At 71.0% G+C, this 19,539-nt stretch carries 18 protein-coding genes, 1 tRNA gene and 1 pseudogene; 7 read left to right on the top strand and 13 right to left on the bottom strand.

All coding sequences use genetic code 11. From position 1 onward, the window contains the following. Nucleotides 1–14 precede the first annotated feature (14 nt). From IF47_RS0106245 to IF47_RS0106255, 3 genes are all read left to right on the top strand, one after another. Entirely contained in the window at nt 15–575 is a 561-nt protein-coding gene (locus IF47_RS0106245; protein WP_031507265.1) for a dihydrofolate reductase family protein, read from the top strand. A gap of 181 nt (nt 576–756) precedes the next feature. After that, a complete protein-coding gene (locus IF47_RS28600) occupies nt 757–1,101 on the top strand; it encodes a hypothetical protein (protein ID WP_157839923.1) in 345 nt (114 codons plus the stop codon). A gap of 158 nt (nt 1,102–1,259) precedes the next feature. After that, nucleotides 1,260–1,700, top strand: a complete 441-nt coding sequence (locus tag IF47_RS0106255) for a hypothetical protein (protein ID WP_031507267.1) — start codon at nt 1,260–1,262, stop codon at nt 1,698–1,700. A 1,128-nt stretch (nt 1,701–2,828) separates the two neighbouring features. On the opposite strand, the gene IF47_RS0106265 is transcribed toward IF47_RS0106255, so the two are convergent. Next, a tRNA-Val gene (locus IF47_RS0106265) sits at nt 2,829–2,903 on the bottom strand. Between the two features lie 192 nt (nt 2,904–3,095). On the opposite strand from IF47_RS0106265, the gene IF47_RS0106270 reads away from it, so the two are divergent. The 3 genes from IF47_RS0106270 to IF47_RS0106280 all read left to right on the top strand — a co-directional run bounded on the left by IF47_RS0106270 (nt 3,096) and on the right by IF47_RS0106280 (nt 5,505). Continuing rightward, the gene (locus IF47_RS0106270) at nt 3,096–3,872 is read left to right on the top strand and encodes a DUF4097 family beta strand repeat-containing protein (protein WP_037732095.1); all 777 of its coding nucleotides are present in this window, start codon (nt 3,096–3,098) and stop codon (nt 3,870–3,872) included. Nucleotides 3,873–3,972: 100 nt separating this feature from the next. Next, nucleotides 3,973–5,229 carry a coiled-coil domain-containing protein gene (locus IF47_RS0106275; protein WP_106982503.1) on the top strand — a complete coding sequence of 419 codons (1,257 nt, stop codon included), beginning with the start codon at nt 3,973–3,975 and terminating at the stop codon, nt 5,227–5,229. A 54-nt stretch (nt 5,230–5,283) separates the two neighbouring features. After that, entirely contained in the window at nt 5,284–5,505 is a 222-nt protein-coding gene (locus IF47_RS0106280) for an FmdB family zinc ribbon protein (protein ID WP_031507272.1), read from the top strand. A 121-nt stretch (nt 5,506–5,626) separates the two neighbouring features. On the opposite strand, the gene IF47_RS0106285 is transcribed toward IF47_RS0106280, so the two are convergent. From IF47_RS0106285 to IF47_RS0106310, 6 genes are all read right to left on the bottom strand, one after another. Next, a complete protein-coding gene (locus tag IF47_RS0106285) occupies nt 5,627–7,783 on the bottom strand; it encodes an MMPL family transporter (RefSeq protein WP_031507273.1) in 2,157 nt (718 codons plus the stop codon). A gap of 46 nt (nt 7,784–7,829) precedes the next feature. Then, the gene (locus IF47_RS0106290; protein WP_031507274.1) at nt 7,830–8,375 is read right to left on the bottom strand and encodes a TetR/AcrR family transcriptional regulator; all 546 of its coding nucleotides are present in this window, start codon (nt 8,373–8,375) and stop codon (nt 7,830–7,832) included. A gap of 88 nt (nt 8,376–8,463) precedes the next feature. Further along, entirely contained in the window at nt 8,464–9,135 is a 672-nt protein-coding gene (locus IF47_RS0106295; protein WP_031507276.1) for an O-methyltransferase, read from the bottom strand. Between the two features lie 14 nt (nt 9,136–9,149). Continuing rightward, complete coding sequence (locus IF47_RS0106300) at nt 9,150–9,971, bottom strand: HAD family hydrolase (RefSeq protein ID WP_031507277.1); 822 nt, start codon at nt 9,969–9,971, stop codon at nt 9,150–9,152. A gap of 44 nt (nt 9,972–10,015) precedes the next feature. Further along, nucleotides 10,016–12,424 (bottom strand): phosphoribosyltransferase, encoded by a 2,409-nt coding sequence (locus tag IF47_RS0106305; RefSeq protein WP_031507278.1) that lies wholly within the window; start codon nt 12,422–12,424, stop codon nt 10,016–10,018. Between the two features lie 82 nt (nt 12,425–12,506). Then, the gene (locus IF47_RS0106310) at nt 12,507–13,664 is read right to left on the bottom strand and encodes an HpcH/HpaI aldolase/citrate lyase family protein (RefSeq protein WP_031507280.1); all 1,158 of its coding nucleotides are present in this window, start codon (nt 13,662–13,664) and stop codon (nt 12,507–12,509) included. Nucleotides 13,665–13,844: 180 nt separating this feature from the next. On the opposite strand from IF47_RS0106310, the gene IF47_RS0106315 reads away from it, so the two are divergent. Beyond that, nucleotides 13,845–14,816, top strand: coding sequence for a TerD family protein (locus IF47_RS0106315; protein ID WP_031507281.1), 972 nt, complete (start codon nt 13,845–13,847; stop codon nt 14,814–14,816). Between the two features lie 98 nt (nt 14,817–14,914). On the opposite strand, the gene IF47_RS0106320 is transcribed toward IF47_RS0106315, so the two are convergent. The 6 genes and pseudogenes from IF47_RS0106320 to IF47_RS0106345 all read right to left on the bottom strand — a co-directional run bounded on the left by IF47_RS0106320 (nt 14,915) and on the right by IF47_RS0106345 (nt 19,315). Further along, nucleotides 14,915–15,676 carry a Tellurium resistance gene (locus IF47_RS0106320; protein WP_031507282.1) on the bottom strand — a complete coding sequence of 254 codons (762 nt, stop codon included), beginning with the start codon at nt 15,674–15,676 and terminating at the stop codon, nt 14,915–14,917. Between the two features lie 112 nt (nt 15,677–15,788). Continuing rightward, nucleotides 15,789–16,934: a DUF475 domain-containing protein gene (locus tag IF47_RS0106325; protein ID WP_031507284.1), complete on the bottom strand. Its 1,146-nt coding sequence runs from the start codon at nt 16,932–16,934 to the stop codon at nt 15,789–15,791. A 74-nt stretch (nt 16,935–17,008) separates the two neighbouring features. After that, nucleotides 17,009–17,584, bottom strand: coding sequence for a TerD family protein (locus IF47_RS0106330; RefSeq protein ID WP_031507286.1), 576 nt, complete (start codon nt 17,582–17,584; stop codon nt 17,009–17,011). A 148-nt stretch (nt 17,585–17,732) separates the two neighbouring features. Beyond that, a pseudogene (locus tag IF47_RS27540) lies at nt 17,733–18,160 on the bottom strand (TerD family protein). Nucleotides 18,161–18,263: 103 nt separating this feature from the next. Further along, nucleotides 18,264–18,722 (bottom strand): peroxiredoxin, encoded by a 459-nt coding sequence (locus tag IF47_RS0106340; RefSeq protein WP_031507287.1) that lies wholly within the window; start codon nt 18,720–18,722, stop codon nt 18,264–18,266. 152 nt (nt 18,723–18,874) lie between these two features. Further along, a complete protein-coding gene (locus IF47_RS0106345; protein WP_031507288.1) occupies nt 18,875–19,315 on the bottom strand; it encodes a DUF3052 domain-containing protein in 441 nt (146 codons plus the stop codon). Between the last annotated feature and the right edge of the window lie 224 nt (nt 19,316–19,539).

Here is a 19,539-nt window from a genome sequence, read left to right on the forward strand (position 1 = left end):
AAAGGAAGCGATCCGTGCGCACGTTCAAGCTCCAGGTCCAAACCACCGTCGACGGCTACATGGCCGGCCCGAACGGCGAGATGGACTGGATGACCCTCCCCTGGTCCGACGACGTCAACGACTACGTCGACGCGCTCACCGAGCCGGTCGACTGCATCGTGCTGGGCCGCAGACTCGCCGAGGGGTTCATTCCGACGTGGGCGGCCGGGCCCGAGGGCGAGGACCAGGCGTCCATCGACAAGATGAACAACACGCCCAAGGTGGTGATCTCCGACTCCCTCACCGAGTCGCCCTGGGAGAACACCGTCGTCGCCGGCGGCGACCTGACCGAGACCATCGCCGACCTCAAGTCCCGGCCGGGCGGGGACATGATCGCCTACGGGGGCGGCACGCTCGTGTCGAGCCTGATCGCCGAGGGCCTGCTCGACGAACTGCACCTGTTCGTCAACCCGGTCGCGATCGGCGGCGGAATGCCCGTGTTCCCCCGCGACACCCGCCGGCGGTTCCGCCTCGTCGCCGCGCGGCCGTTCGAGTGCGGGATCACCGCGCTGCACTTCGAACCGGAACGCTCCTGAGCACCACCGCCAGTGTGGGCGGGGGGATCGGCCACCGCCGATGTCGGAACCCGATACCGAGGACCTCGGGCCCACCGGCCGGGGGTCCTCCGGACCGCTCGCGGTCACCCGTGAGCACTCCTTCTCCGACGCGCCGCGATTCCGTAGGGTTCGACCGTTCGAAACGGATTCCGGGGGGCACGTGACTGTTTCCACGGACCGGAGTCGCGCCCGGCGCGTGATACGCGGGATCGGCTCCTTCTCACGTGAGTTCCTGGGTGAATTCATCGGAGAGGCAGTGCTGACGGTGGTGGCCTGCCTCACCGTGCTGGGACTGGCTCTGGTGTTTGTTTGGGGGTGGGAGCGCGGTCCGCTCGTCACCGGTGGAGCAGGCGGTGCCGCGCTGGTCTTCCTCGGTTACGGCGGCTGGGAGTTGCTTCGTCCTGCCAGGCCGGGGCGGCGTGGCCGGTTGGCCGGCGTGGCGGGAATCGCGTTCACGGTGGCAGCCGTGTTCGTCGGCTACGCCTCGTCCTGTGGCTGCTCCTGACGGGAGATGTGACTGCGCCGGTCAGCCGCACGACTGTTCCAGCACACCACCCTCACTTGCGATGATCTGATCGGTCGTTGCCTGCCAACGCCTGCCGGCCTTGATTCGGGGGACTCGTGGACGATCCAGCAGCGGAGGAGCCTCGGGAGACCCATCACATGGATCCCAGGGCCGAACAAATCGAGCTGACGCGGCGCCGCACCCTCCTGTACACCGCCGGCTGGTTTCTCTTCTCCCTGACCATGCCGGCCGCTGCCGGATGGGGAGCCCTGGATTGGGCTGCCGCTCTCGGGAAGGGAACAACCGGAAGCCTGCGGATCGATGTGTGCGACATGAGGTCCGGTGCGCGGGGCGGCGAGGAGCGAGTCTGCCTGGGTGCCTTCCGCTCGGACGCCGGCAGGTTCGACGAACACGCGGAGGTGACGTCCAACAGCCCCGTCGGCGAGTCCATACCCGTGACTCGGACGCTCCTCGGTGAGTACATACAACAAGACACGTGGTTCGCTGCGGGAGCCGCGTTCCGGACACTGGTCTTCGCCACCGTGTGCGCTGGGTGCGGAGCGATGGGAGGGCGGTACGTTCGGCGCCTTCTGAGGTGACCACCGGGCCCTTCCGGTATCGGTTCTTCCGGAAGCGACGAGTCGGGTCCTCCACACGCACCGACCGACTGCGCCCGACCCTGTGACCTGCGTAGACGCCGAAGCCGGCTGTCGGCATCCGTCAACACCTGTTCGCCTCGGACGGACCAGGGACAGCCCAGCGCCCTCCCGGCTGCTTCTCAGCAGTGGGTGCGCCATTCCTCGTCGGGTATGAATCCCTCCCAGGCATCACACACACGGTCGGCCCACTCTCGCGCCACGAAAACCGGTCGGGTGAGAAAGGATGTCTCCCGCGCGCTGCACACGGAGTACAAGGCCGAACACATCCGCCCCAAGATCCCCGTACTGGGAGCATCCGACGTGTTCCCCCAAGCCTTGGGTCCTCAGGTGGCCGACGAATCGATCGTTCAACTCGGACGGGACTTTTCCCACCAACCGGAGACCGTGAAGGGTGACTTGCGGGCCGTGAAGCGCATCGATCGCCATACCGGCAAGGTGTCCGGGCTTTTCGTAGTACGTCGTCAGGGCCTGCCCGTGGGAGGTGGAAAGGTGGAAGGACGCCCAACGGCCGGTCAGCATCACCGCGGCGTGGTCCACACCCAATGCCGCGACCACTTCGTCATGACTCATCCCGAACCGGAGCGGTCCCACACTCAGGAGGGGCACCGACTCCCACTGCAGTCGCTCCTCATCGTTCAGCACAATGCCCGCACGCCGCATGATCCCCGGCCCCATCCGCCCTGTCGGCTTGATCGCAGCCGCACCCTACCGAGCGGTCGGCGGAGCGGCTTCCCTGCCTCCGCTGCCGGCTCTCCTTGCGGCCTTCTGCGCCCTCCGCTTCGGTGAGCCGGCCGCTCTCCAGCCCCGTGACATCGCCCTGGAGTCCCGTACGATCTCCGTCCGCCGCTCACCGAGACCCGTGCGGACGGGACCATCGCCAAGACACCCAAGAGCGCGGCCGGTGTCCGCACCGTGGCACTCCCGGCCTCACTCGCACCGGAGCCGGCTCACCACCCGGGCGAGTACACGGAGGCCGGCCGCACCGGTTCGGCCCTCGTCTGTGAAGGACAGAGGCCCGGGCCTCCGGGCTTGCACCCGCTGACCTGGGCCTTCCGCGTGTCCTGCTGCTGGTGGGCGCAGACGGGTTCGAACCGCCGACATCTGCCTTGTAAGGGCAGCGCTCTACCGCTGAGCTATGCGCCCGGGGGGATATGGAGACACAGCGTACCCTGCCGTCCGGTCGGCGCCGCAAACCCCACAGGGGAACGGGGGCTTTCCCCAGCACCGATCCGGTGGTCCGCGGGATGCCGGGGCAGGGGCGGAGATCCGTACCGTCGCGGTACGCGATGACGCGTCCTGGCGACGCGTCCTGTCCACCGGATACGGAGAACGCCGATGACCACCAAGACCCGTCGCAGTACCGTCCGCGCCCTGGCCGCCGTCGCCCTGGCGGTCGCGGTCACCGCGGGGGCGGCCGGGTGTGTGGACGCCGATGACGCCGAGCCGGAGCACCGGAGTTTCACGCTCGGGAAGGGGGAGGCGACGCTGACGGTCGACGTCGACGACTCGCCGGTGGAGTTGGTCGCCGCGGACCGGAGGGACGTGCGGGTCACCCGCTGGTTCGCCGGGTACGCCTACGGCGGCAGCACGGGCGCGAAGTGGTCCTTGGAGGACGGCACGCTCCGCCTGGGGCCGGACTGCCGGGGGCCCTCGAGTTGCGACATCCGGCACCGGGTGGAGGTGCCGCACGGGGTGGCGGTGCGGGTCGTCAGCGACAACGGGGACGTCACCGCCCGTGGTTTCCGCGACGCGCTCGCGGTCGCCTCGGAGAACGGCAAGGTGAGGGTGCGGGACGCCGCCGGGCCGCTGGAGCTCAGCGGCCACAACGGTTCCGTCGAGGCCACCGGCGTCCGTTCCCGCAAGGTCACCGTCGAGGTCGACAACGGCGGGGTGAAGCTGGCGCTGGTCGAGGTTCCGGACCGGGTGGAGGCCCGCGGCCACAACGGTTCGGTCACCGTCGAACTGCCACGCGCCGCGTACCGGGTGGACGCGGTGGCCCACAACGGCCGCACCCGGATCGAGGTGCCCCGTGACGAGGAGGGCGAGCACACCGTCGACGCCTCCAGCGACAACGGTGACGTGACGGTGCGCACCGTGCGCACCGCTCGTTGATCGGCCCCGTGTGATCGGCCCCGTGTGTTCGCTCGTGCCGGGTGGGAGAATGGCAGCCGGGCCGGTGAGCGCGTACGGGGAGAGGACACACGTGGCGGCTATGAACGGCGGCGCGCGCCGCTGGGGCTGGGGAGGCGGCGGGCGTGCCGAGAGTCGGCGTGCCGAGGCCCAGGCCGCGAAGGACGCGGCGGCCACCGCGTTCTACGAGTTGGACACCGCGCAGCGCGACCTGCGGATCTCCATGGAGACCCTGGCCGCCGTCGACGACTCCCCCGCCGCCCGCCGGGCCGTCGCCGACTTCGCCGAGTTCGGGCGGCGGATCGACCAGGTCAGCCACGACTACATCAAGGCCGTCGACGCGCACGACCTGGACCGGGACGATCTGGATTCCGACACCGCCTCCCGCGCCCGTCAGGCCCTGGTCAGAGCCACCGAGGAGCTGGAGCGGACCAGGCGGGACCTGGAGCGGTTCGGGCAGGGGCTCGGGCCGCTCGTCGAGAAGGCCGAGAACCGGCTCGCCCGCCTCGCGCCCGCCGTGGAGCGGGCCCGGCAGGCGCTGCTCGCCGCGACGAACGCGCTCGACGCCGTGCGTTCCTCCGGTTTCCGGGCGGACGACCTGGCCGTCCGGCTGGCCTCCCTCTCCCCCGAGTTGACCAGGCTCAACGAGGGCGCGGGCCGGCACGGCGTGCGGGAGACCATCCAGCGGGCCGATCGCGTCCTGCGCGAGGCGGAGGCGATCCGCGAGGAGGCCGAGCGACTGCCGGAGCGGGCCGCCGAGATCGATCGGCGGCTCACCTCCCTGCGCACCCGCGCCGAGGCGCTGCACACCCGTGCCGGCCAGGTGGATCCGGTGCTCAGCGAGTTGCGGCGACGGTTCTCCATGGCGTGCTGGGAGGATCTCCAGCAGGTTCCCGAGCAGGCCGTGCGCGCGGTGCGGCAGGCGGAGGAGAGACTCGCCGAGGCGCGCGAGGCGCGTCAGGAGCAGCAGTGGGCGGACGCCACCGCGCGGCTGTCGACGGTGCGGGCGTTGCTGAACGACGCCGACGAGGCGGTCTCGGCCGTCGGTGAGCGGCTGCGGCGCCTGAACGAGGTCTCCTCCGACCACACCGAGGAGGTGGAGCGGGTGCGTTTCGCCATCCGTGACGCCCAGCGGTTGGCGATGGCCGGCCGCACCCATCCCGACCCCCGGCACGCCGGGCCGTTGGACGCCGCGGTGGCGCGGGTGGACCGGGCCGTGGCGGGGCTGACGGGGCGGCACCCGGACTGGTGGCGGTTCGTGATGGAGCTGGATGCCATCCGGGAGACGGTGGCGCAGGTGGTGCAGGACATCCGCGAGGAGCGTGCCGCAGGCGGCTGAGCGGGCCGCGTCGTCTCTGTCCGTCCGGGTTGACCTGTGGCTATGCTGCGTTTCATGCCGCGTTACGAGTTTCGCTGCCGCTCCTGCGGCACCACGTTCGAGCTGAACCGTCCGATGGCCGAGTCCGGCGCGCCCGCGACCTGCCCGGAGGGCCACGACGACACCGTCAAGCTGCTGTCCACGGTGGCCGTGGGCGGCACCGCCTCCCGTGCCTCCGCCCCGGCGCCGAGCGGCGGCGGGGGCGGGGGGTGCTGTGGAGGCGGCTGCTGCGGCTGACCCCTCCGCCGTACGGGCCGCCGTACGGGCCGTATGACGTGTGACGCCGCCGCGGTGCTCCGGGCACCGCGGCGGCGTCGTGTGGTCCGCTTCGTGCGGGCCGCGTCGTGTGGGCCCGGGGTCAGACCCCGGCGGTCTCCTTCTCGGGTGCCCGGTCGACGGGCTGCTGCCGCAGGCTCTCGCCCTCGATGTCGAGGTTGGGCAGGACCCGGTCGACGGGGCGGGGCAGCTTCCAGGCGGCACGGCCGAGCAGGGACATCGCGGCCGGCACCAGGGTCATGCGGACGACGAACGCGTCGATGAGCACGCCGACGGCCAGGGCGAACCCGATGGACTTGATGATCGGGTCGTGCATGAGCACGAAGCCGCCGAACACGGACGTCATGATCAGCGCGGCCGCGGTGACGACCCGGGCGTTGTGCCCCACGCCGTTGACCGTGGCCTGCTGGGCGGTGTCGCCGTGGACGAAGTCCTCCCGCATCCGCGAGACGAGGAACACCTCGTAGTCCATGGCCAGGCCGAAGAGGATGCCGATCAGCAGGATCGGCAGGAAGCTCACCAGGGGGCCGGGGACGTCCACGCCGACCAGGTCGGCCAGTCGGCCCTGCTGGAAGATGGCCACGGTGATGCCGAAGGTGGCGCCGACGGTGAGCAGGAAGCCCAGCGCCGCCTTGATCGGGACCAGGACGGAGCGGAAGACCAGCATCAGCAGCAGGATGGACAGCCCGACCACGAGCAGCAGGTAGACCGGCATGGCGTCCGCGAGCTTCTCGGAGACGTCGATGCCCATCGCCGTGACGCCGGTCAGGGCGACGTCGGCGCCCTCGATGTCGGCCACGCGGTCGCGGATGGCGTGGACGGCCTCCTCGGTGGCGGCGTCGGTGGGGCCGGCCTCGGGGATGACGGTCAGCAGCGCGGTGGTGCCCCGCTCGTTGAGCTGGGGCGGGGCCACGGCGAGGATGCCGTCGGTGCCCTGGATCACCGCCGCGGCCTCCTTGACGGCCGCCCCGGTGGCCTGGGCGTCGTCGCCGGAGACGACGGCGATCAGGCGGCCGTTGAAGCCCGGCCCGAATCCCTCGCTGGTCAGGTCGTAGGCCTCGCGCGCCGAGGAGCCGGGGGCGGCGGTGCCGGCGTCGGGCAGCGCCAGGCGCATGTCCTGGGCGGGCAGGGTGAGGGCGCCCAGCCCCACGATTCCGACCAGCAGGACGGGTATGCGCAGTCGGGTGACGATCCGGCCCCAGCGGAAGCCGAAGCCCTCCTTCTCGGGCTCCACGGCCGCGCCGCCCCGCTGCTTGCGGGGCAGGACCTTCTCGCCGGCGAAGCCCAGGACGGCGGGCAGCAGGGTGAGGGCGACCAGGACGGCGATGGCGACGGTGCCCGCCGCGGCCAGGCCCATGACGCTCAGGAAGGGAATGCCGACGACCGAGAGTCCGGCCAGGGCGATGACGACGGTGGCGCCGGCGAAGACGACGGCCGAGCCGGCGGTTCCGGTCGCCCGGCCCACGGCTTCCTCCGTGCCCATGCCCTCGGCGAGGAACTGGCGGTAGCGGGAGGTGATGAAGAGCGAGTAGTCGATGCCGACGGCCAGGCCCAGCATCAGCGCCAGGATCGGAGCGGTGGAGGTCAACTCCATGACGCCGCTGAGGGCGTACAGCCCGGCCATGCCCACCGCGACGCCGATCAGCGCGTTCAGCAGGGTCATGCCGGCGGCCACCAGGGAGCCGAGGGTGACGACGAGGACCACCGCGGCGACCAGGACGCCGAGCACCTCGGTGGAGCCGATCTCCACCTTGGCGGTCGCGATCTCGCCGCCGTGCTCGACGCGCAGTCCCTCGACGGAGGCGCCGACCTCCTCGTAGGCGTCGCGCTGTGCGTCGGTGACGTCCTCGGCCCGGGTGTCGAACTGGACCTGGACCAGGGCGTAGCGGCCGTCCTGTGACACGGAGCGGGCCTGGAAGGGGTCGACGGCGGCGACGACGCCGGGGACCTCGCCGGCTTCCTTCACCACCGGCGCGACCCGGTCGGGGGTGAGCTTCTCGCCTTCGGGGGCGGCGATCACGATGGTTCCGGTGATGCCGCTGGCCTGCGGGAACTCCCGTTCCAGCGCGGCCATCGCTCGCTGGGACTCGGTGCCGGGCATCGTGAACTTGTCGGTGGTGGAGCCGCTGAAGGCGGCTGCCGCGCCGCCCAGCAGAGCGAGCAGGAGCAGCCACACGGCGGCGACGTGTCGCCGTCGGCGGAAGGAGAACCGGCCGAGCCGGTAGAGCAGGGTCGCCATGGCGGAAGGTTTCTCTCCTCGGAGTTCGACGGGAGGAATCGAAAGGTCAGGTGGTGTGGCCGAGGGTCCGCAGCGAGCCGTGGAGGAGTTCCTCGCGCAGCACGTCGGCCGGCACGTCCGGGTCGCCGGCGCACGTCACGAAGACGGCTCCGAGCACCATGTGGGCGGTGACGAGGCGTTTGGGGTCCGTCGAGCGGCCGGCCAGGGAGGCCACGAGTCGTTCCGCCATTCCGGGCACGTGGGCCAGGGCCGGATGGCAGAGCGTCTCGGTGATGTCCTGGAAGAGGACCGTGACCTCGCGTCGGAAGCGCAGTGCGAGGTCGACGTATCCGGTGACGGCCGCCTCCACGACCCGGTCGTCGTCCAGCTCCGCCAGGTCGGCGTCCAACTCGGCGAGCGCCTCGCCCGCCGGGCTCAGCAGCTCGGTGAGGATCGCGTCCTTGCCGGCGAAGTGGTAGAGCAGGGACGCCTTGGAGCAGCCCACCACGGTGGCGATGTCGTGCAGCGACGTGCCCCTGTAGCCGTGGGTCGCGAACAGGTCCAGCGCCGCCTCCAGGATCTGTCCGCGCAGGGTGGAGGTGGAACGTGCCATGCCCCTCACGATAACTGTCCGATCGGTCAGTCCTGACCGATCGGACAGTCACCGGGTGTGGGCTGCCTCACAGTGTCGTCCGGTACGGTCAGAGCCGACGCGCGATCGTCACGCCGTCGGCGACCGTCAGCATGATCGACTCGGTGCGCTCGTCGGCGGCCACGTGGTCGTTGAAGACGCGGATCGCGGCGGCGTTGCCGCCGGCGTCCGGGTCGGCGACCTCGCCGTGGAAGAGCACGTTGTCGGCGACCAGGAGGCCGCCCGGCCGCAGCCGCGGCACCAGTTCTTCCCAGTAGTGGACGTAGTTGCCCTTGTCCGCGTCCAGGTAGGCCAGGTCGATCCCCGGTTCGGCGGGCAGGGCGCGCAGGGTCTCCAGGGCGGGGGCGATGCGCAGGTCGACACGGTCCGCGACGCCCGCCCGGGTCCAGAACTCGCGGGCGACGGCCGTCCACTCCTCGGAGACGTCGCAGGCGATCAGCGTGCCGTCCGCGGGCAGGGCCCGGGCCATGGCGAGGGCCGAGAAGCCGGTGAAGGTGCCGACCTCCACGACGTGGCGGGCGCCGATCAGCCGCACCAGGAAGGCCAGCAGCGGCCCCTGCTCCTGCGCCGACTGCATGCCGGCCCGCTCGGGGAAGCGGGCGTGCGTGGTCTCCACCAGCTCCCGCAGCACCGGGTCGAGTGGAGGGTTGTGGTCGAGCACGTACCGGTAGAGCTCCGGGGTCTGGAGCGGGCGCTTGTCGCGGGGTGCCTTCGCCGTCATGTCCGCATCCTCGCTCAGCGCCCGCGCGTGTGCATCAGCATCTCCCGCAGGACGCGCTCCCCGGCCGCCACCCCGCGCTCGGGCAGGGCGGTGACGTGCGGCGCCGTCCAGCCCAGGTCGGCCAGTTCGCCGTGGCCCGGACGCCAGGCGGTGTCGGCGGCCAGCAGCAGGTCGGCGTCGAGGAGGGAGTCCCCGGCGGCCAGGACGTCCCGGGCGCCGGTGCGGCGGACGATCTCGGCGACGGCGGCGCTCTTGGTGAGCGGACGGGGCACGGCGTAGACCTTGCGCCCCTGGAGGGAGACCGTCCAGCCGCGCGGCTCGGCCCACTCCTCCAGTTCCTTGACCCAGCCGTCGGGCAGGCGGTCGCGGTCCACCACCAGATAGGCGAACAGGTCCTCGGCGACGCGCTCCTTGAGGAGCCAGTCGGGGTCGGCGCCGGCCAGCATGCGGGCGCGGACCTCCTCCAGGGAGGCGCTCTCGGCCTCCAGGGCACGCCGCACGCGGGCGTGCCAGTCGGGGTCGGACTCGCCGTCCACCAGCAGGTGGCCGCCGTTGGCGCAGATCGCGTAGGCGGGGGGCGGTCCGGGCAGGTGGACGCGCCGGTACTGCTCGCGGGTGCGGGTGGTGGCGGGGACGAAGACGGCGTGCCGGGCCAGCTCGGCCAGCAGCGCCGCGGCGGCCTCGGTGAGGTACGACAGCGGTTTGGCCTGGTAGACCTCCACGCACAGCAGGCGCGGGGCCCGCTCGTCGGGCACGGTCAGGGAGAGGGCGGCGGCCGAGTAGATCAGGGTGCGGTCCAGGTCGCAGGCGACCAGCGCGGTGCACGGGCCGGGCATCGGGTCGGTCACCTGGTCGGGCGTCGGGTCGGTCGTCGAGGCGGTCATCGGACGGCCTTCCCGTCGGCGCCGGTCGCGCCGCGTGTGTAGCGGGGGTGGATGAGGCCCACACAGGAGTAGGGCAGGTCGTCGACCTCCTCGACGGGCACGCCGCGCTGCTCGGCCAACAGCCGTATGTGGTCCAGGTCGGCGCCCGCGCCGCGCCGGGCGAGGACGCGCCAGGGGACGCGGCGCAGCATCACCCGGGTGGTCTCGCCGACGCCGGGCTTGACCAGGTTGACGTCCCCGATGCCGTACTCCTCGCTGATCCGCTCCACCGCCTTCCAACCGACCCAGGTGGGGGTGCGGTCGGCGGCGAGCAGCGAGCGCACGTCGACGTCGACCCGATCGCGGACCTCGTCGAAGCGGGCCTCGACGGTGTCCAGGAAGTGCCCGGAGACGTCCGAGGCGGCCAGTTCGCGGTAGAACTTCGCGCCGTGGAAGTCATCGGGCCCGACGAGGTCGGCGCGGAGGACGGTCCGCGAGATCAGCCCGGAGACGGTGGAGTTGAGGCAGGCCGAGGGGATGAGGAAGTCCTCCCGGGTGCCGTGGGTGCGCACGCAGCCCCCGGGGTCGGCCAGGACGGCGAGATCCGGGTCGAAGCCGGGGAACGGACGCAGCGCCTCGGCGAGTTCGCGGGTGATGGCGCCCTTGCCCGTCCAGCCGTCCACGAAGACGACGTCGGACGGGTCGTGGTGGGCGGCGAGCCAGCGCAGGGCGTTGGTGTCGATGCCGCGTCCGCGGACGATGGAGACGGCGTAGTGCGGCAGGTCCAGGCCGTGGACGCGGCGGGCCCAGCGGCGCATCAGCACCCCGATCGGCGTGCCGGCGCGGGCCAGGGAGGCCAGGACGATGCCCCGCCCCCGTTCGGCGAGCAGCGTGTCCGTCACTGTGCCGACCGCGCGGGCGATGCGGGCGGCGGAGGCGTCCAGGGCCTGGTGGAACAGCCTCTGGTACTCCTCGCTCGGCTGGTACTCCACCGGCAGCGACTCGGCGTAGTGGGCGCCGCCGCTCTGGATGGCCTCCTCGCGCTCCTCGGTGGGCGCCTCCAGGGTGACGTCGGAGAGGTCCTGGAGCAGCCAGCCGACCTCCTCCGCCGCGTAGGAGGAGAACTCCGGACCGCGCAGCGGCCTCGGCAGCGGCCGGTGGGAGGGGACGACCGCGAGCAGCACCCGTCCGGTGTGGGCGGCGAGGTGGGCGAGCAGGCCGTCGGGGGCGTGGAGGGCGGGGGTGTCGGCGGCCGAGTCCACGACGGCCACCACGGCGTCGAAGCCCTGGCCCGCGACGTTGTAGGCGTAGCGCGGTCCGGGCCCGTCGGCGGGGTCGTCGTGGGCGGGGAAGACCAGCCGGGTGCGTATCGCGTAGCCCGGCTCGTCGACCGCCAGGACGGGCGAACGGGTGGTGGTGGAGAAGCGGACCTCCGCGGTGGTGGCCCCGGTCAGCGCGTCGGCCAGCCGCAGCGGCGCGTACATCAGCTCCTCGCACCCCAGCACGAGCACCTTGCGCGCCCCGTCGGGCAGTTCGGCGGCGATCCGGTCCGCCATCGCCGGCAGGGCGGCCTCCAGCCGGGCGCGGTGGGCGGGGGTGAAGCCGTGCCGGCCGCCGTCGGGCAGCCCGAGCGGCCAGCCCAGGTCGACGCGGCGCACCTCGAACGGGGGCGCGGCGGGCGGGGGCGGCGGGGCGTCGTGGGCCTCGACCAGGGCGGCGCCGCGCTCCAGCACGTCCTCGGGCAGGTGGACGCCGCCGGTGGCGAGGGCCACCACGTCGATGCGGGCGCCGAGGTCGGCGGCGAACTTCTCCAGCCGGGCGCGGTCGGACTCCCCGCGCAGGTCGGTGAGGGCGACGATCACGTACCGCTCGCGCGGGAAGGTCCGGTGCAGGGCGGTGATGGTGTTGAGGACGGTGGTACCGGTGGAGAACTCGTCGTCCACCAGCACCAGGGGGCCGTCCCCGGCCGGCAGTTCGGGGTCCTCCGGCAGCAGCAGGTGGGAGGTGGCGTGGGAGTGCTCCTCCTCGAAGCCGCCCACCGGCGTCACGCCGGGCACGGGGCGGCGCGTGGAGTGGAGGTAGACGGCGGTGCCCAGCCCGTCGGCGACGCTGTGGCCCAGCGCGGTGGCGGTCTCGGCGTAGCCGAGGACGACGGCGCGGTCGGCGTCGTCGCCCAGCAGTTCGCGAACCCGTTCGCCCAGGCCGAGTCCGGTGCCGTGGACGATCTCGGGGAGCTGTGGGACGTGCTTGCCCAGGACCCGGGAGACCAGCAGGTGGGCTCGGCGCGGGTTGCGCCGCAGGGCCAGGCCCAGCAGGTCGCGCAGCCCGTCGGGCTCCCCCTCGGGGGCGTCCAGTCGGACGCCCAGCCGGCGGGCGACCCACTCCCCCGACCACTGTCCGCCGTCCGCCGTCCGCCCGTCCGTCACGCCGTTCCCTTCACCGTCCGTGTCCGCCCTCCGGGGCGCCGTGGTCCGTCCCTCACCGTATCCGTCGCTCACGATCCGTCGCTCACGCGGTCGCCGCCAGCAACTCGACGAAGCCCACGCCCTCGCGGGCGACGCCGAAGGCCTCGGCCCGCAGCAGGGTGCGTTCGGCCCAGGCGCGGTGCGGCTTCACCTCGTTCATCTTGTTGGTGTAGGCGGACCGCAGGACGCCGCCGCCGTCGCACTCGGGCCGCAGGATGTCCGTGGCGTCGCTGAACTCCTCGTGGCTGACCACCGACAGGGCGTGCACGGGGGCGACGTGCGAGGGGTGTATGCAGGTCTTGCCCAGCAGTCCGTTGGCGCGGTCCAGTTCGATCTCGCGCAGCAACCCGTCCATGTCGTGCTCGATCAGGGCGGCGCGCAGTTCCTCGGCGCGGCCGGTGAACGGACTGCGGCGCAATTGCGGTTTGAACATCCGCTCCTGGAGGCGGAAGTACTCCCACACCGGTCCGGTGACGGTGAAGCCGGTGCCGTCGGCGCGGCCGAGCACGTTGACCACGTCGGCGATGACCGAGGCGACGATCTGCACGTCGTAGGCGGTCATCTCGGGACTGCGGCGCAGGCCGTACGCCGAGCAGAAGTCGGTGACGCCGAGGCGGAGCGCCAGGACGCGGTCGCGGTACTTGTCGACGGTCCGGGCTATGCCGGTGAGCGTCTCCACGCGCGTCTCCAGGTGCAGGAGCTCGGGAGACTCCAGGACGGGCATGGCGAAAAGTCGTCGTCCGCAGGCGGCCTCGGCGGCGGTGAGCGCCTCCAGGAAGGGGATGCCGCGCTCCTCGGTGAACTTGGGCAGCACGAACCCGGACAGCAGGGAGACGGCCGGACCCATGCGCCGGACCAGGTCGGTGATCTGGTCGGGCTCGCGGACGCGGACGAACAGCAGCGGCGCCTCGCCGGCGTCGGACACGGCCAGGTCGGCGAGTTGCCCGACCAGGTTCTCCTCCGCCTCGGCCACGTCGGTGTCGCCTATGGAGTCCTCCAGGCAGAGCACCATGGAGACCACCCCGTTGCGGGCCTGCTTGCGGACGTCCTCGGCCAACCGGGGGCGGTTGGCGGGGCTGTAGAGGGTGGCGCCGAGGGCCACCGAGAGGAGACGCGCCGGTGACCCCGAGGAGAACTCGACCGGTTCACGGTGGAACAACTCGCGTCGTACCTCCGGCGAAAGGTGTCCGAAATGCCGCATAGGACCCCCGTTCCTTCGCCGGCCTCATGGCTTTCATGAGCGATATCCGGCCGACCATCGTACGCACGAGCGTGGCTCAAAAGTTACCCGAATGAATGAACAAAACATTACTTGCCTGCAAATCTGTGGTGTCGATGGCCCCGCGTTGTCCCGGCGGGCCGCGCCAGGCAGGATGGCTTTATGACGCACGCGATGTTGAAGGGGTCGAACATCCAGCTCCACGCGACGGCCGTGCGCGCCGTGCTGCGCTGGACACCGGGCACGGGGGTGCTCGACGTCGACGCCTCCGCGCTGCTGCTGGGGGTGGACGGGCGCGTGCGCTCCGACGAGGACTTCGTCTTCTACAACCAGCCGCGACACCCCTCCGGGCTGGTCCGGTACCTGCCCAAGAGGCACGAGCCGGAGGGCCTGACCGACTCCGTCGAGGTGGATCTCTCCGGGCTCGACGAGTCCGTGGAGCGGGTGCTCCTGGCGGCCTCGTCGGACGGCGGCACCTTCGCGGACGTGCGCGACCTGGTGCTGCTCCTGATGGATTCCGGGAGCGGCGAGACGGTGGCACGGTTCGAGATCAGGCCGGAGACGGGCTCGGAGACGGCCCTGATCTGCGGCGAGCTCTACCGGCGCGGGGACGGTTGGAAGTTCCGCGCGCTGGGCCAGGGGTACGAGGACGGACTGATCGCCCTGGCGACGGAGTTCGGGATCTCGGTGGAGGAGGGCTCCTCGGAGGCGTCCGGGGATCCGGCGCACACGATCCCGCAGCCGCCCCCGGAGCCGAACGTCCCCGAGCCGGAGCCGGTGCCCGAGCCCCGGCCGGAACCCCACCCCGAGCCGCGTCCCGTCCCCGAGCCCACGCCGGAACCGGAGCCGCGTCCCGTCCCCGAGCCCGAGCCGCAGCCGAGGCCCGAGCCCGCTGCTGCGACGGTCGCGGTGCCTCCGCCGCCGCCGATGGCGCCGCCCGTGCCGGCCCAGCCCGCGTACGGGTACCCGCAGCCGCCGCACCAGCCGCCGCCCTCCCCGCAGCCCGCGTACGGGTATCCGCAGTTGCCCCCGCCTCCGCCGGTCCGGCCGCCGCAGCCGGCGTACGGATATCCCCACCAGCCCGACCCGGCCTTCGCCCTGCCCCCGCAGGGGCCGCAGTTCCTGGGGCGGTAGAGGGCCTCGGAAGGCATCAGGGGCCTCCGTGCCGCTCCCGGCCGGCCACGGTCGGGAGCGGGTCGCGGGACGGGCTCGGGCCGCGGGACGGGTTCAGGTCACGTCCGGCCCGCCTTCTTGTTCTTGTAGCCGCGGCCCCACTGCAGGCCCCAGCCGTAGAGCCGGTCGAGTTCGGACTGGAAGCCGTAGACGTACCGGACCTCGCGGCGTGCCACCAGGTGCCCCTTGTTGTCGTGCTCGATCAGCAGCACCGCGCACGAGCGGGCCTCCGGGGCGCGCTCGTCGAGCCCGATCTCGATGCGGGGGCCGCTGCCGGGAATCAGCGTGACCACGGCCTGCGTACGGTCGAACGCCGGGGTGCCGTCGTAGATGTAGACGAAGACCAGCAGCCGTTTGATCTCGTCCTTGTGGTCGAGGTTGACGTAGATGGTCTCGCCCGACGAACCGCCGAACCGGTCGTCGCCACTGAGCTTGACGTACGGCGGCGCGTTGATCTCCCCCAGCAGACCGCCGAGGGACTGGACCACGCCCTTGCTGCCGTCCTTCAACTCGTACATGCAGGCCAGGTCGAGGTCCACCGTCACCATGCCCTGGGTGTGGCCCCGCACCGGCTCGGGCTTGAACATCGCCAGCGGGTTGCGCAGCAACTCACCGCGCCGGGGCCGTCCGTCGAGGTCGGACGACCGCATCCGCCAGGAGAGGTTGATCTGCAGGTTGCCGCTGTCGGCGCCCTGCCGGGTGAGCGAGACCGTCGAGTGCCGTTTGGTCAGCTCCATCGCGTATGTCGTGGGGCCGCCGACGGTGTCGAACCTCGGGCCCCTGCGCATGCCGCCGCGCCAGTGCTCCCACAGGGAGACCATGCGTTCCTACCCCCACTCATCCCGACCGGATCGGTCTTCCGACGACGCGGGGCGGCCACGCGGTTCCACCGCGTGGCCGCCCCGCACAGAGCGTTCCGCAATCGGGCCGCCGTCACACGCCGGAGGGCACTTCCGACTTCTCGGCCGAGTCTCCGCCCTCGCCGCCGGCGGCGTCGCGGCGGTTGTGGCGTACCGAGGTCCAGAAGGCGGCACCGATCAGGGCGACACCGATGAGGCCGGTGATGACCTCGTTGACGTGCCACCTGATGGTGATCAGCAGCAGGATGCCCAGGGCGCCGATCGCGTAGTGGGCGCCGTGCTCCAGGTAGCGGTACTCGTCCAACGTGCCCTGGCGGACCAGGTAGACGGTGAGGGACCGGACGTACATCGCGCCGATGCCCAGGCCGATCGCGATGAGGACCGGGTCGTTGGTGATGGCGAAGGCGCCGATGACGCCGTCGAAGGAGAAGGACGCGTCCAGGACCTCCAGGTAGAGGAACATGAAGAACGCGGCCTTGCCCGCGAGCAGGACCGTCGGGGGTTGCTTGCCCGCGCGCCGGGCGGCCTCCTCGACCTCGTGTTCCCTCTCCTCCTCTTCCTCGATCTTGTTCTCGAAGTGGCTGGAGAGTCCGTTGACGATGAGGTACGTCAACAGACCGGCGATACCCGAGAGGAAGACCGTGGCGGACTTGTCGGCGTGGCCGTCGTAGAGCACGGCCTGGCTCGCCAGGGTGGTGCCCGCGAAGAGCAGGACGATCAGGGCGATGACCACGGACAGGCCCTCGACCTGGCCGAAACGGGCCAGCGGGCGCTCGATGACCCTCAACCAGTGGACGTCGCGGTCCCTGTCGAAGATGAAGTTGAGGAAGATCATCAGCAGGAACATGCCACCGAAGGCCGCGATCGCCGGGTGGGCGTCGGTGACCAACTGCTCGTACCGCTCCTGGTCGTTCAGCGCCAGGTCCACCGCCTCGATCGGCCCGAGCTGGGCCGAGACGGAGACGATCACGATGGGGAAGACCAGCCGCATGCCGAAGACGGCGATCAGGATGCCGATGGTGAGGAAGATCTTCTGCCAGAAGGCGTTCATCTTCTTCAGCACACCGGCGTTGACGACCGCGTTGTCGAACGACAGCGAGATCTCCAGGATGGAGAGGATTGCCACCAGGGCGAACGCCTCCCACCCCCCGAACAAGTAGGCGGCGACGAGTCCGGCGGCCGTCACCGCGAAGGACCAGCCGAATGTTCTCAGAACCACGGGCTAACCAATCTTCTCTCTCGTGGGAAATCCCCCCACCCCGTGCGCGGTGGGGCCGCTGCGTGCGGTCCGCTTTACGAAACGTTTACTCCGAAGTCTAGGGCGATGCCTCTCAGCCCCGACGCGTACCCCTGACCCACTGCACGGAACTTCCACTCGCCGCCGTACCGGTAGAGCTCACCGAAGATCATCGCGGTCTCGGAGGAGGCGTCCTCGGTGAGGTCGTAGCGCGCCAACTCGTTGCCGTCGTCCTGGTTGACCACGCGGATGTAGGCGTCGGTGACCTGCCCGAAGGTCTGCCGGCGGGCGTCGGCCTCGTGGATCGACACCGCGAAGACCACCTTGTCCACCTGCTGGGGCACCAGGGTGAGGTCCACCAGGATCGTCTCGTCGTCGCCGCCGGTGCCGCCGACCAGTTCGTCGCCGGTGTGCTCGACCGAACCCTCGGGACTGGCGAGGTTGTTGTAGAAGACGAAGTACTGGTCACCGAGCACCCGGCCGCCTCCGCACAACAGTGCGCTGGCGTCCAGGTCGAAGTCCGCGCCCGTGGTCGAGCGGGCCTTCCAGCCCAGACCGACCTGGACCCGGGTGAGATTCGGTGCGGCCTTCGAGAGGGAGACGTTTCCCCCCTTGGCGAGCGTGACGCCCATGATGCTGCTTCCTCTCCCGATGTGATGCGCCCAGTGTTGCCAAACCGCCCGGCGCCGCACACCTCCGGGACACGGAAGTCTGCGGCGCCGGACACTGCCTGCCGAGATCACGTGACGTCGGTCGGCCGCGCGCGGCCGCCGACAGGTGTCAGACGTTGACGCCGAAGTCCTGGGCGATGCCGCGCAGGCCCGAGGCGTAGCCCTGGCCGATGGCCCGGAACTTCCACTCGGCGCCGTGGCGGTAGAGCTCGCCGAAGACCATGGCGGTCTCGGTGGAGGCGTCCTCGCTCAGGTCGTAGCGGGCCAGTTCCCTGCCGTCGGCCTGGTTGACCACGCGGATGTACGCGTTGCGCACCTGGCCGAAGCTCTGCTGGCGGGCCTCGGCCTCGTAGATCGACACCGGGAAGACGATCTTGGCGACGTCCGCCGGCACGGCGGCGAGGTTCACCTTGATGACCTCGTCGTCGCCGTCGCCCTCGCCGGTGAGGTTCAGCCCAGACCGACCATCACGGCGGTCAGATTGGGGGCTTCCTTGGTCAGCGAGACGTTGCCGCCCTTGCTGAGGCTGACTCCCACGAGTCCTCCCGAATGTTCATAAGGAGCACTGGGTGCCCCCGTAGGTGGATGCCGTTGGATAACGAGCCGATCCTAGTGATCGGTTCCCCGCGCCCGCGGGGACTCAGAGGCTTTCGAGAGCCTTCGCGTACTCGTTCAGGTCGCGTGCGTCGGGGATCGCGTTGATCACCGTCCAACGCACCACCCCCTCCTTGTCGATGATGAAGGTGCCGCGCACCGCGCAGCCCTTTTCCTCGTTGAAGACGCCGTATTCGCGTGCGACGTTTCCGTGCGGCCAGAAGTCGGACAGCAGCGGGTAGTCGAGACCCTCCTGGTCCGCGAAGACACGCAGCGAGAACGGGGAGTCACAGGAGACGGCCAGGAGCTGGACGTCGTCGTTGACGAAACGGGGCAGCTCGTCGCGCAGGGCGCACAGCTCACCGGTGCACACCCCGGTGAAGGCGAAGGGGTAGAAGAGCAGGACGACGTTCTTCCGCCCCTTGAAGTCCGCGAGTCGCACGGTCTCGCCGTGCTGATTCCTCAGCTCGAACTCCGGAGCCTTGGTGCCCACCTCGATCGCCATGGAACGCCTTTCCTTCGGTTGGGTGACGCTCCCCACCCTACGCACCGGCCGCCACGCGCCGAGCCCCCGTCCGGCGGATGCCGGACGGGGGCTCGGTCGATTCGTCGTTCTCGTTGTCCGCGCTGTCAGAGCTGTCCGCGCTGTCAGCGCTGTCAGCGCTTGCCGGTGCGAGCGGTCTTCGGAGTGACCAGGCGGCTGCCCGTCCAGTCCTTGCCCGCGTTGACGGTGCTGGTCTGGGCCAGGCCCGCGGTCTGGGCCGCCTCCCCGATCTCGCTGGGTTCGACGTATCCCGGTCGACCGGTCTTCGGCGTCATCAACCAGACCGGGGCACCGTCCTCGATCAACGTGATGGCGTCCACCAGCGCGTCCGTCAGATCGCCGTCGTCCTCGCGGAACCACAGGACCACGGCGTCGGCCATGTCGTCGTAGTCTTCGCCGACGAGTTCCTGGCCCGTGATGGCCTCGATTCCCTCACGGAGTGCCTGCTCGGCGTCGTCGTCGTAACCGAGCTCCTGGACCACCTGCCCGGGCTGGAAACCCAGCCTTGCGGCGGGGTTGGTCCGCTCCTCCGCGTGGTCCGCGGTCGCGCTCACGGATTGCCTCCTGTCATCTTTCGAAAAGTACGGGTGCCCGCGCACGTGCGCGATGCATGGGGCGTAGTCCACACGTGCCGGGACGATCGCGCAAGTACCCGGCCGCTGATCCCGCCCAAACGTTGACTTGTCGCCGCACACCACCTGAACCAGCGTGACGTGCGACACAACCGTATGCCTATTTTGCCCCATTGGATGAGGGAACCGGAGGGACTCGAACGACA

The organism is Streptomyces megasporus, assembly GCF_000718985.1.
Classification (GTDB): domain Bacteria; phylum Actinomycetota; class Actinomycetes; order Streptomycetales; family Streptomycetaceae; genus Streptomyces; species Streptomyces megasporus.

Bases quoted from the DNA above. Each gene is read 5' to 3' on its own strand.
- IF47_RS0106340 (WP_031507287.1), bottom strand. From the start codon at position 18,722: ATGGCGATCGAGGTGGGCACCAAGGCTCCGGAGTTCGAGCTGAGGAAT.
- IF47_RS0106270 (WP_037732095.1), top strand. From the start codon at position 3,096: ATGACCACCAAGACCCGTCGCAGTACCGTCCGCGCCCTGGCCGCCGTC.
- IF47_RS0106315 (WP_031507281.1), top strand. From the start codon at position 13,845: ATGACGCACGCGATGTTGAAGGGGTCGAACATCCAGCTCCACGCGACG.
- IF47_RS0106285 (WP_031507273.1), bottom strand. From the start codon at position 7,783: ATGGCGACCCTGCTCTACCGGCTCGGCCGGTTCTCCTTCCGCCGACGG.
- IF47_RS0106310 (WP_031507280.1), bottom strand. From the start codon at position 13,664: ATGCGGCATTTCGGACACCTTTCGCCGGAGGTACGACGCGAGTTGTTC.
- IF47_RS0106320 (WP_031507282.1), bottom strand. From the start codon at position 15,676: ATGGTCTCCCTGTGGGAGCACTGGCGCGGCGGCATGCGCAGGGGCCCG.
- IF47_RS0106300 (WP_031507277.1), bottom strand. From the start codon at position 9,971: ATGCCCGGCCCGTGCACCGCGCTGGTCGCCTGCGACCTGGACCGCACC.
- IF47_RS0106295 (WP_031507276.1), bottom strand. From the start codon at position 9,135: ATGACGGCGAAGGCACCCCGCGACAAGCGCCCGCTCCAGACCCCGGAG.
- IF47_RS0106275 (WP_106982503.1), top strand. From the start codon at position 3,973: ATGAACGGCGGCGCGCGCCGCTGGGGCTGGGGAGGCGGCGGGCGTGCC.
- IF47_RS0106290 (WP_031507274.1), bottom strand. From the start codon at position 8,375: ATGGCACGTTCCACCTCCACCCTGCGCGGACAGATCCTGGAGGCGGCG.
- IF47_RS0106330 (WP_031507286.1), bottom strand. From the start codon at position 17,584: ATGGGCGTCACGCTCGCCAAGGGGGGAAACGTCTCCCTCTCGAAGGCC.
- IF47_RS0106280 (WP_031507272.1), top strand. From the start codon at position 5,284: ATGCCGCGTTACGAGTTTCGCTGCCGCTCCTGCGGCACCACGTTCGAG.
- IF47_RS0106255 (WP_031507267.1), top strand. From the start codon at position 1,260: ATGGATCCCAGGGCCGAACAAATCGAGCTGACGCGGCGCCGCACCCTC.